General features: G+C 73.1%; 17 protein-coding genes. 8 read left to right on the top strand and 9 right to left on the bottom strand.

Translation table 11 applies throughout. The features are described from left to right. The first annotated feature begins 116 nt into the window (after positions 1–116). From ACZ6TI_RS43695 to ACZ6TI_RS43710, 4 genes are read left to right on the top strand one after another with little or no spacing between them, the layout of a single operon-like run. On the top strand, positions 117–377 hold the full coding sequence (locus ACZ6TI_RS43695; RefSeq protein ID WP_023364464.1) for a hypothetical protein: 261 nt from the start codon (positions 117–119) through the stop codon (positions 375–377). A gap of 5 nt (positions 378–382) precedes the next feature. Further along, positions 383–1318: a hypothetical protein gene (locus ACZ6TI_RS43700; protein ID WP_465351192.1), complete on the top strand. Its 936-nt coding sequence runs from the start codon at positions 383–385 to the stop codon at positions 1316–1318. Next, positions 1311–3944 carry an FtsK/SpoIIIE domain-containing protein gene (locus tag ACZ6TI_RS43705; protein ID WP_465351193.1) on the top strand — a complete coding sequence of 878 codons (2634 nt, stop codon included), beginning with the start codon at positions 1311–1313 and terminating at the stop codon, positions 3942–3944. Before ACZ6TI_RS43700 ends, ACZ6TI_RS43705 begins: the two co-directional genes overlap by 8 nt. Then, a complete protein-coding gene (locus ACZ6TI_RS43710; protein ID WP_465351194.1) occupies positions 3941–4636 on the top strand; it encodes a hypothetical protein in 696 nt (231 codons plus the stop codon). The genes ACZ6TI_RS43705 and ACZ6TI_RS43710 overlap by 4 nt, the downstream gene beginning before the upstream one ends. Positions 4637–4644: 8 nt before the next feature. Here the strand turns inward: ACZ6TI_RS43710 and ACZ6TI_RS43715 are convergent, their stop codons facing one another. Further along, a complete protein-coding gene (locus tag ACZ6TI_RS43715; RefSeq protein WP_465351254.1) occupies positions 4645–5187 on the bottom strand; it encodes a TetR/AcrR family transcriptional regulator in 543 nt (180 codons plus the stop codon). Between the two features lie 32 nt (positions 5188–5219). Between ACZ6TI_RS43715 and ACZ6TI_RS43720 the strand changes: the two genes are divergently transcribed. Beyond that, positions 5220–5492, top strand: a complete 273-nt coding sequence (locus ACZ6TI_RS43720; RefSeq protein WP_465351255.1) for an NAD(P)H-binding protein — start codon at positions 5220–5222, stop codon at positions 5490–5492. Further along, a complete protein-coding gene (locus tag ACZ6TI_RS43725) occupies positions 5489–6367 on the top strand; it encodes an SDR family NAD(P)-dependent oxidoreductase (RefSeq protein WP_465351256.1) in 879 nt (292 codons plus the stop codon). The genes ACZ6TI_RS43720 and ACZ6TI_RS43725 overlap by 4 nt, the downstream gene beginning before the upstream one ends. A 10-nt stretch (positions 6368–6377) precedes the next feature. Here the strand turns inward: ACZ6TI_RS43725 and ACZ6TI_RS43730 are convergent, their stop codons facing one another. From ACZ6TI_RS43730 to ACZ6TI_RS43740, 3 genes are all read right to left on the bottom strand, one after another. Then, a complete protein-coding gene (locus ACZ6TI_RS43730; protein WP_465351195.1) occupies positions 6378–6710 on the bottom strand; it encodes a hypothetical protein in 333 nt (110 codons plus the stop codon). Positions 6711–6798: 88 nt separating this feature from the next. After that, the gene (locus ACZ6TI_RS43735; RefSeq protein ID WP_465351196.1) at positions 6799–8043 is read right to left on the bottom strand and encodes a cupin domain-containing protein; all 1245 of its coding nucleotides are present in this window, start codon (positions 8041–8043) and stop codon (positions 6799–6801) included. Between the two features lie 2 nt (positions 8044–8045). Then, positions 8046–8300, bottom strand: a complete 255-nt coding sequence (locus ACZ6TI_RS43740) for a BatC protein (RefSeq protein ID WP_465351197.1) — start codon at positions 8298–8300, stop codon at positions 8046–8048. A 94-nt stretch (positions 8301–8394) separates the two neighbouring features. Between ACZ6TI_RS43740 and ACZ6TI_RS43745 the strand changes: the two genes are divergently transcribed. Continuing rightward, complete coding sequence (locus ACZ6TI_RS43745) at positions 8395–9144, top strand: DUF72 domain-containing protein (RefSeq protein WP_465351198.1); 750 nt, start codon at positions 8395–8397, stop codon at positions 9142–9144. 9 nt (positions 9145–9153) lie between these two features. After that, positions 9154–9921 (top strand): aminotransferase class IV, encoded by a 768-nt coding sequence (locus tag ACZ6TI_RS43750; protein WP_465351199.1) that lies wholly within the window; start codon positions 9154–9156, stop codon positions 9919–9921. Positions 9922–9925: 4 nt separating this feature from the next. Here the strand turns inward: ACZ6TI_RS43750 and ACZ6TI_RS43755 are convergent, their stop codons facing one another. The 5 genes from ACZ6TI_RS43755 to ACZ6TI_RS43775 all read right to left on the bottom strand — a co-directional run bounded on the left by ACZ6TI_RS43755 (position 9926) and on the right by ACZ6TI_RS43775 (position 13514). Beyond that, positions 9926–10615, bottom strand: coding sequence for a hypothetical protein (locus tag ACZ6TI_RS43755; RefSeq protein WP_465351200.1), 690 nt, complete (start codon positions 10613–10615; stop codon positions 9926–9928). Between the two features lie 87 nt (positions 10616–10702). Next, on the bottom strand, positions 10703–11572 hold the full coding sequence (locus ACZ6TI_RS43760; protein ID WP_465351201.1) for a DUF72 domain-containing protein: 870 nt from the start codon (positions 11570–11572) through the stop codon (positions 10703–10705). A gap of 64 nt (positions 11573–11636) precedes the next feature. Beyond that, positions 11637–12059, bottom strand: coding sequence for a TraR/DksA family transcriptional regulator (locus tag ACZ6TI_RS43765; RefSeq protein WP_465351202.1), 423 nt, complete (start codon positions 12057–12059; stop codon positions 11637–11639). Between the two features lie 222 nt (positions 12060–12281). Further along, positions 12282–12914: a nucleoside/nucleotide kinase family protein gene (locus ACZ6TI_RS43770; RefSeq protein WP_465351203.1), complete on the bottom strand. Its 633-nt coding sequence runs from the start codon at positions 12912–12914 to the stop codon at positions 12282–12284. Between the two features lie 3 nt (positions 12915–12917). After that, positions 12918–13514, bottom strand: a complete 597-nt coding sequence (locus tag ACZ6TI_RS43775; protein ID WP_465351204.1) for a winged helix-turn-helix domain-containing protein — start codon at positions 13512–13514, stop codon at positions 12918–12920. Positions 13515–13530: the final 16 nt, after the last annotated feature.

Here is a 13530-nt window from a genome sequence, read left to right on the forward strand (position 1 = left end):
ACGCTGCGCTACCCGAAAGAATGCGGTGAGTGAATGGGACGGTGAGGCACACGGGCCCCAGGGCGGGCGATACTCTGACGAGAGGTCCACCTACTCAGTCACGGGAGGCTCCGCGAGTGGCCAGCGTCGCCGAGGTGCGCGCGGCGGTCGATGCCGCGCTGCAACAGGTCACCGAGGGTCAGGCGGCCATCCAGGCGGCTCGGGAAAAGCTCGGTGAGGCCCAGCAGAGCCTGGCCGCCGCCCTGGACGGCAGCGCGAACGACGCGGTCGGCGCCGCGCACGCGTCCCTGTCGCAGGCGGACCAGCAGCTCGAGGAGTGCCTCGGCGCCACCCTGCTCGCGGTCGAGCAGGCACAGACCTACACGGCGACGCTGTAACTCCGATGTCCCTCGTGCAAGAACTCGGAGCCCAGCTCAGGGCGACCTCCGACGAGCTGCCCACCGGCCTGGTCGTGGCCGCGATGGAGCGGCTGCGCAGCGCCACCGAACTGCTCAACTGGGTGCGCCAGACCTCGGTCGACCCGATCGGCGTGCCGCAGCTCGGCAACGCCACCGAGCACGCCGAGCACGCCGCCGCCGCGCTGCGGCTGGCCCAGGACGCGATCGCCGCCTATCTGTCCGCGCTCGGGCTGGCCGGTGACGGCGGCGGTGGTCAGAACGGGGACTGGCGGGCCGGTCTCGAACAGCAGCAGGAGCAGCGCCGGCAGGGGGACGCCGAGGTGGCCCCGCCGCCCGGCGAGGCCGACCGGCAGCCCTCCCCCGAGCGTCTCGGGCCCTGGTGGCAGCGCCGGGTCGAGCAGCTCACCGGCGAAGCGCCGCCGCCGCACGAGCAGATCGGCGACACCTCGGTGGCGGCCGGGCAGCGCGCCCGCATCGACACCGCCGAGCTGCTGCGCCGGGTCGCCTCGCGGGTGCGCTCCGGCGACCGGGCCCGGCTCGGTCAGGACCTGCACGAGGTGAACGCCGCCACCGGGCTGTCGCTCTCCGCAGCGGCCGCGCCGGTGCTGCGGCGGCTGACCGGCGACCTGCTGGGCCACGAGCCGCGCCCGGAGGATCTGGGCCGGCTGCGCACGGCGGTGAACGGCCGGGTGCGGTCGCTGCTGCCCGGCGTGCCGCCCGCCGTGCTCGAGCAGCTCCTGGCCCGGATCTGCCGGGCGCCGGCCCCGAAGGACCAGCCCTCGCCGCACCCGGCGGACACCGCGGTGTCCGGCGGCGTGCTGGCCGGCGTGCTGCTGGCCCGCCTCGGCCGCGATCCGTCCACGCTGGACCCGCACGCCCCCGAGCCGTTGCCGCCGCACCGCGCAGCAGCCGATGCCTGATCAGCAAGCACAGCACGTGATCGACGTGCGCGCGGCACTGGCGCAGGCCCTGGGCGCCGCCGACGCCGCGCTGGAGGCCGCCGAGCGCCGGCACGTCGCCGCGATCGAGCGCCGGGACCGGGTGGCGGCCGCCGCCGAGAAGCAGAAGATTCAGCTCGCGCTGGCCCGGGACCAGCGTCTGCGGGACATCGGCGACCGGCAGCACGACGACCTGGCGGCGCTGTCCGGCGCGGCCGCGGCGGCCGGCGAGGCGGATGCGCCGGGCGCGGCCGGCGACCCGTGGGACCGGTGGCAGCCGACCCCGGGCGGTCCCGGCGAGTCGGCCCCCGAGCTGCGGATCGGCCGGCTGCTGCTGCCCTATGACGGGGAGGTGCCCGCGCTGGTGCCGCTGCTCGATCGCGGGCACGTGGTGGTGCGCGGCGACGAACGGCTCGGCGACGAGGTGGTGGCCGCGCTGCTGCTGCGCGCGCTGGGCACCGCCACGCCGGGCGCCGTGCAGCTCACCGGCTACGACCCCGAGCACCTGGGCGGCGGGCTGGCCGGGTTCGCGCCGCTGGCCACCGCCGGGGTGCTCACCTTCGTCGGGCCGGGCGGGCTGACCGGGCTGCTCGACGACCTGGTCGAGCACGTGCGCCGGATCAACGAGACCGTGCTGGCCGGCGAGCACACGTCGCTGCGCGAGCTGGCCGCCGCCACCGGCCGCCGCCCGGAGCCGTGGCGAGTGGCGGTGCTGCTGCGCCCCGGACGGCTCAGCCGGCACGAGCGCGAGCAGCTCGAGCGGCTTCTGCGCAGCGGTGCTCAGTGCGGCGTACACCTGGTGGTGCGCGGGCTCGGCGTGCGCGCCGTGCCGGGCATCGAGGTGATCGACGCCGCGGCCGGCGACCGGGCCCGGATGAGCGGCGCCGGCGACCTGCCGATCCAGCTCGACCCGGGCCCGCCGGCCGGGGTGCTGACCCTGACCAGCAGGCGGATCGCCGACGAGGTGGCGGCCGGGCCGGCGCCGACCGCGCTGGCCAGCCTGCTGCCCGAAGTGGAGTGGCAGGAGGACTCGGCGCTCGGGTTGACCGCGCCGCTGGGCGACAGCCCGCAGGGCACCGAGGTGCGGGTGACGCTCAGCGACTACCCGCCGCACGCGCTGATCGCGGGCCCGTCCGGCACCGGCAAGACCAACCTGATCTACGCGTGGATGGGCGCGCTCGCGGCCCGCTACTCCCCCACCGAGCTGGCGTTCTACCTGCTCGACTTCAAGGAGGGCGTGTCCTTCGCCCGGTTCGCGCCGGGCCGCCGCGACCCGAGCTGGCTGCCGCACGTGCGCCTGGTCGGGGTGAACGTGAACACCGACCGCGAGTTCGGACTGGCGCTGCTGCGCTTCCTCGGCGGCGAGCTGCGCCGCCGGGCCGACGCGGCCAAGCAGCACGAGGTGACCAACCTCGCCGAGCTGCGCGCGGACGACCCGCAGGGGCACTGGCCGCGGATCGTGGCCGTGGTCGACGAGTTCCAGGTGCTGCTGGCCGGCCGGGACGCGGTCGCCGGCGAAGCGGTCGATCTGCTCGAGGACCTGGCCCGGCGGGGTCGTTCGCAGGGCATCCACCTGGTCCTGGCGTCACAGGACGTGTCCGGCATCGAGGCGCTCTGGGGACGGCCGGCGCTGGTCGCGCAGTTCTCGCTGCGGATCGCGCTGCCGCGGGCGAAACGGGTGCTGGCCGAGACCAACCCGGCGGCCGAGTCGCTGCCGCGCTACCACGCGGTGGTCAACGCGGACTCCGGCGCATATCCGGCGAACCGGGTGGTCCGGGTGCCCGCGGCGGGTGACCGGGAGAGCTGGAACGAGTTGCAGCACCGGCTCTGGCGACGCCGGCCGCACGACCTCGCGGCGCCGCGGCTCTTCGACGGCGACGCGGTGCCCAAGCTCGGCGACAGCCCCGACTTCCACCGGCTCGCCCCGGCCGCGTCGGTGCCCGCGCCGGTGGTGCTGCTCGGCGAGACGATCGACGTCGCCGCCCGGTCGGCGAAGACCACGCTGCGCCGGGCGCCGGGCCGCAACCTGGCGGTGCTGGGCACCCGGGTGGACGAGGCGTGCGCGGTGCTGGGCACCGCCGCGCGGTCGCTGGCCGCGCAGTTCGCCCCGGGCGCGGCGCGCTTCTCGGTGGCCTGCCTGGACGCCGACGCGGGCGCCGCGGTGGACGCGCTGCGCGGCGAGCTCAATCCGGCGGACACCGGTTTCTACGACGGCTCCGATGTGGACTGGCTGCTGGAGGATGCCGCGGCGGCGTCCGAGGAGGCGCCGGGCGACCGGCCGCACTTCCTCTTCCTCTATGCGGTGGACGCGGCGCCGGCGCACGGCGGGAGCGTGCGGCGGATCCTGCGGCAGGGTCCGGAGCGGCGGATCCACGTGCTGGGCTGGTGGCGGGGGGCGGCGTTGCTGCGGGACACGCTCGGCGGGCAGGCGTCGCGCACCGATGCGATCGGCTCGTGGGTGGCGCTCGACGTGCACGGGAGCGAGCTGTCGCCGTACTTCCCCGGCGCCGGCGCGCCACCGTGGTATCCGCGTCCCTGGCGCGCGCTGCACTTCGACCGCTCGGTGCACCGCGGCGCCGAGGTGATCATCCCGTACGGTCCGTCGTGACCGCCAAGCTGCCCGGCCCGGGCACGGCCGGATACCGAGGGCTGCTGAGCCGGCTGGCCGGGCTGGACGCGCGGGCCGCCGCCGACCGCGCCGAGGCGACCGACTGGCACGATCAGAAGGTGATCGCCGCGGACGAGCGGGTGCGGGCGGCCGACGAGGACGTGCGCACCGCCGAGCGGGCGGTGCGGGACGCGCAGAAGGCCCGCGACACCATCGACGCGGACGTCTACAACCTGTGGTCGGGGTTCGTGCACGACACCGGGCCGCAGGCCGAGCGTTTCGGCAAGACGCCGCCCGCGCCGACCGTGCCCCGGCAGCGTGATCGGGACGCGCACGAATACCTGGAGGAGGCCGCCGCCAAGGTCCGGCACACACCGCCGCCGCGCCCGCTGACCACGGTGACGACGGCGATGTTCGCGGCGTTCGGATTCCTGGGCGGGGCATTGGGGGTGGTGGCGCACCAGCTGCTGCGCTGGGCCGGGCGTGCGGCCGGCGGCGATTGGGCGGTCGGGCTGCCGGTGCTGGCGCTGATCGTGATGCTGGTCGGGCCGGTGCTGGCCGTCTTCGGCGCGAAGCGGGTGGCCGACCGCCGCGGCGTCGGCCTGGACGCCTCGAAGATCGCCACGGTGCTGATCACCGGCCTGCTGACCGCGGGCGTGCTCTGGTCGGTGCTGCGCGGCCCCGCGGGTTAGGTTCGCGATCAGGTGGTGGACCAGGTGCCCAGCGCCTCGATGGTGGCTTCGATGAGGCTGGAGTCGGTGGACGAGCGCTCGATCGTGCTGCGGTAGTACATCGGCCCGATGGCCATGGCGGCGGCATGCTGGCTGGGCATGGCGAGGGTGAGTTCGCCGCGCGTCTGGGCGTCGTCGAGAGCGGCTGCGAGACGGCCGGCCACGACGCCTGCGAACTGGGCGCGCCGGGCGTCCATGTTCTCGTCCCAGAGGGCGGTGGAGGCCAGGGTCGCGGACACGGCGCGCACCTCGTCGAGCTCGAGCTGCCGGGCCATCGCGGTCAGCTCTCGTCGCAGCCAGTCCCTGGTCGGGACGGTGTGTTCGTCGAAGAACGGCATGGGTACCGCGGCCATCGCCTCCACCAGGAGGAGCTCGGCTCGCGCCCAGTGCCGATAGACGGTGGCGCGCCCCACCCCGGCCCGCTCGGCGACGAGGACGTGCGTCACCGCTGTCGGGCCCCTCTGGAGGAGCAGCTCGCGCGCGGCATGCAGGATCGCTTCCCGGCTGCGCAGAAATCGAGGACCTGTTTCGGTGGGTACGGCACGTGGTGTCCACCGCTCTCCGGCGGGGACACCAGGCGGTGGCGCTCGTCCGCCGGCCGGGGTCGTTCGCGCCCCGGGAAAGGCTGATCGAGATGACCTGGCCCGACGTCACGGACACCTCGACCCTCGACCACGCCCTGCCCGGCGCCGACGTCGTGATCAGCGCTCTGGGCGGAGCCGGCAAGGGACCGACGACCGTCTGCACGGACGGCATCCGCTCAGCCGTCGCCGCGATGAACACGGCCGGAGTGACCCGGACGCGACCCCCGACCTGACGCAGAAGGTCGCCGTCGTCACCGGCGCGACCGGTGGCATGGGTCAGATCATCGCCGCCCGCCTCGCCCGCGCGGGCGCGCACGTGCCCGCGACCCGGTCCGCGTGGACGCCCTGCGCGTGCGCATCGGACCGCGGGCGGCGAACCGGCTCGAGGTCATCGCCGGGGGATCTGTCCCGACGTGCGGACGTCGTAACCGCCGCGCAGAGGATCGGCGCCCGGCACGACCAGATCCACATCCTGATCAACAACGCCGGCGCGCACTTCCCCGGGCACCGCGTCTCGGCCGACGGCGTCGAGATGCACATCGCCCTCGACTACCTCGCCGCCTATGGCCTCATGACCCTGCTGAACGGCCCGCTGCGGCGCGGCCGGGCGCGCGTGGTGAACGTCGCCAGCGACACCGTCAACGACACCCGCCAGGTCAAACTCGTCGGCCGGCCCCGCCCGGCGACCCTCGACCTGACCGGCGTCGACGACCTGGCCCAGCTGAACCCCACGGCGGGGTTCGTGCCGTTCGAGGCGTACGCACGCGCGAAGCTGATGACCGTCACCGCCGGTTACGCCCTCGCATGCGACCTCGTCGCCGACGGAGTGACCGTGAACGCTCTGCATCCCGGGATCGTCGCCACCGGCATCGTCGACGACCTGATACCCGCACCGATGCGCCCGTTCCGCGCACTGATCCGTCGCAGCCTCAGCACCCCCGCCCAGGGAGCTGACACCACGCTGCGCATCGCCACCGATCCCAGCCTGACCGGCGTGACCGGCGGGTACTTCGACCGCGACATCGAAAAGGCCACACCGCCGGTGTCCCATGACGCCGGCACCCGGCGGAGACTCCTCGAACTCAGCGAACGCCACTTCGCCCGTTGAACACCGAGGCCTAGGCGAACGGGTTCAAGTCCAGCACCGCGCCCAGGGCGGCGCTTCCGCGGGCGTCGGCCGCTTTGTAGTCCGCGGCGCTCGCCTCCCCGATCTCGGCGTCGGCCATCATCGCGCGCGGCATCCGGTCGGCGTGCTCGTGCAGCGTCGTGCGGGCCGGCTCGTAGGCGGCACGGATGGCATCGCCGATCCGGTCGCCGCCGAACGCGTCCTCGCCGCCGGTGATCGCCTCGCGCAACCCCTGCCACACGCCGTCGAGGTCGCGCCCGGCGTCGCCGAGCGCCCGCATCAGACCGCTCACCGCGTCGGTGTCCATGTGCATGAAGTCGCCCATCGGGGTCCCCCTCCCGGCGCGTGCCGGAACGCGCCGGGATCAGCCTCGCGCCGAGCGGCACCCGCTGGTGGGCGCTGGCCGGAACCGGTCAGGCCGGCACGACCAGGGCCTCCTTGAGGAGGCGGCGGGCCAGGACGAGACGGTCCGGGTCGTCGTCGAGGGGCAGGTCACCCACGCGGTACGCGGCACCGCCCAGCACCAACCGCAGCGCCGCGGCGCAGTAGGCCGGGAAGCGCAGCGTGCGCCCGTCCAGGCGCAGCACCACGTGCTCCGGGCCGTCCTCGGCGAGCCGCCAGCGCAGGCCTCCGCGCACCTGGATGCGGCTGTCCGGGCTGAGCAGCCCGGCGAAGTCGAGCTGGGCCAACGGGCTGATCGGTGCCGGTCGACTCGCCGGCCAGACGCGTTCGCGCAGCCGGTCGGCCACCACCGCCGGATCCGCGGTCCGCAGCCAGTCGCGCAGGGCCTCGACCGTCTCGGTCAGCTCCGGCGTGACGTCGTCCGGGTCTGTGACGTCCAGGCCGAAGGGCAGGGTGGCGCGCAGGCGCTGGTCCTCGGCGGCGAGCCCGAGCAGCTCCTCGACCAGGGCATAGCGCGTCAGGGCGCGGATCCCGACGGTCAGGTGCAGCGAGCGGCCGCCCAGCGCCTCGGCCGAGTGCAGCCAGCCGCGCGGCAGATAGAGGGCGTCGCCCGGGGCCAGCACCACGTCCATGGCCGGCTCGCCGTCGGCGGTGGCCGAGACCTCGTCCTTGCGGCCGCCCCAGGCCTGGCGCTCGAGCGGGTCGGGCAGCACCGGCGGGTGGATGCGCCAGCGTTTGGTGCCGTCGACCTGCAGCACGAACACGTCGTGGGTGTCGTAGTGGGTGCTGAAGCCCTGGCTGCCGGGCGGGGTCAGGTAGGCGTTCACCTGCAGCGGCTGGCGCAGCTCGGCGCCGAGTCGCCGGGCGAAGTCGATCAGCGGCGGCCAGATCCGGTGCAGGCCCTGCAGGACCAGGGTGGCGCCGTCGGCGTACAGCTGCATGATCTTGTCGTCGGCGACCTGGTCGCCCACCTCCGCGCCCAGACCGCCGGAGCCGGTGAACCGCGCGGCCGGCAGCACCGTGCCACGGTCGGCCACCCGCAGGAAGGGTGTGCGCAGGCCGCGGCGGCTGAGCAGCTCGTCTACGCCGTCCGGGGAGAGCAGGTCGGTGAAGTCGCCGGGCAGTTCGTCGGCGCGGGACAGCAGGGGCTGGCGACCCCAGTAGGCGTCCGCGAACTTCTGCCGGTCGGTGGCGATGCACCGGGGCAATGCCGGGCGGGAGTCCCCGCCCGGCACCTCGTCGTTCGGCGTGCTCATGCTCAGGCGGTGCCGTCGGCGCCGCCGTCGTGGCCGGCCGGGTTCGCGCCGCCGTCCGCCGGGCCCTCGCCCGCGACCGTCGCGCCGCCGTCCGCGCCACCGTCGTGGCCGCCCGGGTTCGCGCCGCCGTCCGCCGGACCCTCGCCCGCGCCGCCGTCCGCACCGCCGTCGTGGCCGCCCGGGTTCGCGCCGCCGTCCGCCGGGCCCTCGCCCGCGGGGGTTCCGCCAGAAGTGATGTCGTCGTCGTTGAGTCGCATGGAACACTCCTCGCGCTGTTGTTGATCAGTGGCGGTGGGAGAACTACCCCACCGGCCCGCCGATAACCCTGTTCGGCCGACCACAACAGCGGGTATGCCCGCAAGTGTGCTGAACATCGGGACCTCGGGCTGGCAGTACCGCGACTGGAAGCCGGGCTTCTATCCGGCCGGGCTGCCGCAGCGGCTCTGGCTGGAGCACTTCGCGGAGCGGTTCGCCACCGTGGAGGTGAACAACGCCTTCTACCGGCTGCCGGAGCGCAGCACCTTCGAGAAGTGGCGCTCGACGACCCCGGCGGACTTCCGGTTCGCGGTGAAGATGAGCCGCTATCTCACCCACGTGAAGCGGCTGAAGGAGCCGGCCGAGCCGGTCGAGCGCTTCCTGGACCGGGCCGCCGGGCTGGGCGACAAGCTCGGCCCGGTGCTGCTGCAGCTGCCGCCGACGCTGAAGGCCGAGCCGGACGCGCTGGACGAGACGCTCAAGTTGTTCCCGGCGCGGGTGCGGGTGGCGGTCGAGCCGCGGCACGCGTCCTGGTGGACGGACGAGGTGCGCGGCGTGCTGGAACGGCACAACGCGGCGTTGAGCTGGGCGGATCGGCGCGGCCGCCCGGTCACGCCGCTGTGGGTCACCGCGGACTGGTGTTATCTGCGCCTGCACGAGGGACGGGCCCGGCCGTGGCCGCGCTACGGCAACACCGCTCTGGACTCCTGGCTGAAGCGGCTGCCGGCCCGGTGCGACGCGTGGATCTACTTCAACAACGACCAGCACGGCGCCGCGCCCTCCGACGCGGTCACCCTCGCTCGGCGCGCCCGCCTCCGGCATCGTGCGGTGAGCCGGACGCCGTAGCCTGATGCGGTGCGCAATGTCGAGCTGAACGGGCGCGAGCCGACCACGGACGAGTTGGCCGCCATCGCCGTCGCCAACTACGGCCACTTCACGTCGATGCAGGTGCGGGACTCCAAGGTCCGCGGGATGGCGCTGCACCTGGCCCGGCTCGACGACGGCAACGACACGTTCTTCGGCAAGCGCGGCGACGTGGACGACGAGCTGCGGCTGCGGGGCTGGATGCGGCACGCGCTCGGAGATCTGACGGACGCGACGCTCCGCGTCGCGTACACGTCGGAAGGGGTTTTGATCACGGTCTCGGACCCGGCGCCGGACGTCGCCGGTCCGGCCCTGCGGGTCCGGACCGAGACCTATCAGCGGCCCTGGCCGGAGCAGAAGCACGCGGCCACGATGGGCCTCTGGTACGCGCAACGACGCTCGCGCGAGGACGGCTTCGACGACGCATTGTTCGTCACCGCGGACGGCCTGATCAGCGAGGGGACGGTGTGGAACGTCGCCTTCTGGGACGGCGCCCAGGTGGTGTTCCCGCAGGCGCCGATGCTCAAGGGCGTGACCATGGTGCTGCTGCAGATCGCCCTGTCGATGAGCGGCATCCCGTGGACGCTGCGCCCGGTGCGCCGCGACCAGCTCCCCGATCTGCTGGCCGCGGCGGCGGTCAATTCGCGGTGCCCGGCCCAGCCGATCGCCGCCGTCGACGACGTCGTCTTCGAGGAGCAGGACAAGCTGCTCGAGGCCCTGCACACCGCCTGGGACACCGTCCCGTGGGACGAGATCTGACGGCTCAGACGTCCGGCGAGCCCAGCCGCTGCTCCAGGCTGGTCAACCGGCTCTCCACCCGGCCCAGTGTCTCGCTCAGGCGGGTGACCTCGGTCTGCAGGCCGGCCACGATGTTGAGGATGCTGCGCGTGGTGGCGTCGGCCTGAGCCGCCGCCCTGAGCGCCGTGGCCACCGTGATCCGTGGATTCGTGGCCGAGTCCGCGTACGGATTCGGCACGTTGTCGCGGGCCAGGATGATGTCCGCGTCCGTGTTGGTCAGCGGCAATTCGTCCTCCTCGAGGAGCCCCCAGGGTTTCGTGTCGCTTTCCTGGGAGGTCGTGTAACGCGCAGAGAAATGCGCATGTTTGTCGTGTGGGTTGGAACCGGTGTATTCACGCGCCGTCCAGCCCCACGAACGGGACCAGATGCGGCGGTTGTAGATCACGTTCTGCAGGCGGTCGTCGCGCCCGGCCCGATGCCGGCCGATGATCACCTGCAGTGCGCGGTCCATGGTCCAACCGGATTTGCGCAGGTCCTTGTCCACATCGATCGCGTGGACCTCGTTGATGTTGTCAGCGTCCTCATAAGGCGTGACGCCGGTCTCATCGGGATTGTGATCGCTCGACGAGCCCGCGTGCGCCTCATCGCCGATCGACCCGTCGCTGGTCCTGTCACGACCTGGCGACAGCGTGTTGAACTCCGCGCGCAGGCTCACCAGACAGGGCACGAGGACCCAGGAAACCACCGCGCCGACTCCCTCCGTTCACCGGAACTTCCCGGGGTACGGTACGACAACGGTGCACTAATCGCTCAAGAGCCCCATTAGTGTGCTTGCGTTCCGCTGGGCGTAGTCGGAGTAGCAGTTGTTCATGAAGACCTGCGTGGTGTCGGCCTGAGCTGCGAGTTCCTTCAGTCTCGGGGCCCACGCGCCGAGTTCGTCGTCGGAGTAGCGGTAGCCGAATTTCTCGTGGATGTCCTTGCTCGTCCATTTGTCGCTGTGCCCGTGGAAGCGCACCACAGCGAGATCGGCGGTCGCCTCCACCACCGGCGGGATCGAGGAGCGATGCCCCTGCGGCATGTCCACGCTGACGAACGGCAGCCGGTGGGCGCGCAGGAAGTCGAGCGTCTCGTTCTGGTTGGCGCCCTCGAACCAGGAGGCGTTGCGCAGCTCGAAGACCGGGCGCAGCGGCTTGCACCGGGCCGCGACCTCGAGCATGTACTCCTTGTTGGACTTGCGGATGCCGAACCACGGCGGGAACTGGAACAGCAGGGCGCCCAGCTTGCCCGCCTCGACCAGGGGGTCCAGGGCGCTCAGGAAGCGGGACCAGATCTCCTCGTACGTCTGCGGGGGCAGGTCGGCCGGGTAGACGTTCTTCTTGTCCGTTTCCGGCCGCAGATCCTTGTAGATCGCGGAAACCTTGGTCGGATGCCCGGTGAGCAGGCTGAACGCCTTGATGTTGAAGGTGAAGCCGGCCGGCGTGCGCTCGGCCCACAGCCGCGTGGTCTGCTCGCTCGGCGGCCCGTAATAGGTCGAGTCGACCTCGACCACCGGGAACTGCCGGGCGTAATAGGCCAGGCGTTTCTCCGGGTTGTCCGCGGTCTGCGGGTACCAGCCCGAGTCCAGCAGCGTGCGGTCCGTCCAGGAGGCCGTGCCGACCTCGATCTCGCCCATGACCTGGAATCTAAACCGGTCCGCCGACCTTCGCAGGCGACGGACCGGTTGACGTCGGTCGGGGTCAGCCGGCGCGGCGCTCGCGCGTCGACTTGCAGGCCACACAGGTGGTGGCGGACGGGAAGACCTCGAGACGGGCCACCGGGATGGGCTTCGTGCACCCCTCGCAGTTCCCGTACGTGCCCTCGTCCAGCCGCTGCAGGGCCAGCTCGGCCTGCTCGCGGCGGTCCAGCAGGGTGCGCAGCAGCGAAGTGGCCGCGTCCCGTTCCGCCGTCTTGGATCCGCTGTCCGCCTGATCGTCGCCGGCCGCGTCGCCGATCTCGACCAGCCGCAACTTCTGGTTCTCCGCCACGGCCTGGGAGTACTCGCTGTCGAGGGCGTCGAACCGCTCCCGCAGCACCACCCGGATCTGCTCGATGTCCTCCGCGGAACGCCCCTTGGCGGTCTCGGCACCCTTACCCGCGATCACTGCTCCATTGACGAGCATGCGTTCCCCCTGCCCTTCCCTCTGCCCCTTGCCGGTGGGCTCCCCCGCAGCCGAGCTCCCGCACCGTGGAGCCGCCTGATACCCACCGCGGAAGTTCCCAAACGGGATCTTCGCTGAAAAGTAGTCGGAGCATAACTGTCCGTGTGGGTTTCCGCTACGGACCGCGCGAACGCGTCTTCGCATCGCAGGTGACGGACGTGTGGGACGTCCAGAACGTAGGACCTAGAATCCCTCTTCGACGACCGCCGGATGCTTCAGATCATCGACCCGCACGACCAGGTCGGCGAAGGCCGACGGGTCCACCTCGTCCCGATATCTGACGTACGCCGGCAGCGTCCACCGCTGGTCGGCGGCGGTGCGCCGGTCGAGTGCCGCGGGCGAGACGTCGAGGTGCACGGTGAACTCGAAGGGCAGCCCGGCGCCGAGCAGCAGCGCGCCGCTGACGATCACCACCGCGCCGGGCGGCAACGCCACGTAGGGCTCCCGGGCGGCCCGGTCGGTGGCCGCGTTCCACAGCCGGGTGAGCACCCGGCCGGAGCCACCCGGGCCGGCCGGGTCGAGCACCTCGCGGCGCAGGCCGGCCTCGTCCACCCAGCCGGCATAGAACGTGTCGGGGTTGGTGCGGCCGAACTCCAGGCGCACGGAGGCGGGACGGAGGAAGTCGTCGGTGCTGATCCGCACCGCCGGGCGGCCGCGGACTCGCAGCGGGTCGACCAGGGCGTCGGCGAAGGCCGCGGGCTCGGCCGCGGGAGCGCCGTCCACGGCCACCCGGACGAACGCACCGGGGTCGGTGGCGGCCAGGCGGGTGGCCACTTCCTCGGTGAGGGTCTCGGGCGAGACCGGGCGGACCCGCAAAACCTAGTCGTGCGGGAGGACCACGATGTGGGCGTCGTCGGACAGGCGGTAGCCCACGCCGTAGACCGTCGTGATCAGCGGGACCTGGGGGCCGAGCTTCAGCCGGAGGCGGCGGACGTGCACGTCGACCGTGCGCTCGCCGGTGTGCTCGTAACCCCACACGCCGGTCAGCAGCTGGGCCCGGGAGAACACCCGGCGCGGGTTGCCGGCCAGGAAGTGCAGCAGCTCGAACTCGAGCCGGGTCAGCGGCAACGCCTCGCCGTCGACCAGCACGCGGCGCGACGCGGTCAGCAGGCGCACCTCGGGGCCGTCGCCGGGCTGCTCCTGGTGCCGCGGCGCGGGCACGGCCGGCGCCTCGGTGGTGACCACGCGGCCGCCGACGGCGGCCAGGTCACGCACGGCGTCGATCAGCCGCTGCGCCTGCGGGCTCAGCGCGTCGTCGGTGATCGGGATGCTGATGGTCAGCGTCACCGCCGGCGGCTCGATGGTCGCGGTGGCGGTTTCGGTGTCGGCCGCACTCGCCAGGTCGGCCGCACGACGTGCGGCGGGCACTCGCGCGGGCCGGGTGCTGTGCCGCCGCTTGACTGCCGTGACCGGCATGGTCGTGCCCTCCCCG

Source organism: Actinoplanes sp. NPDC051388 (assembly GCF_055586225.1).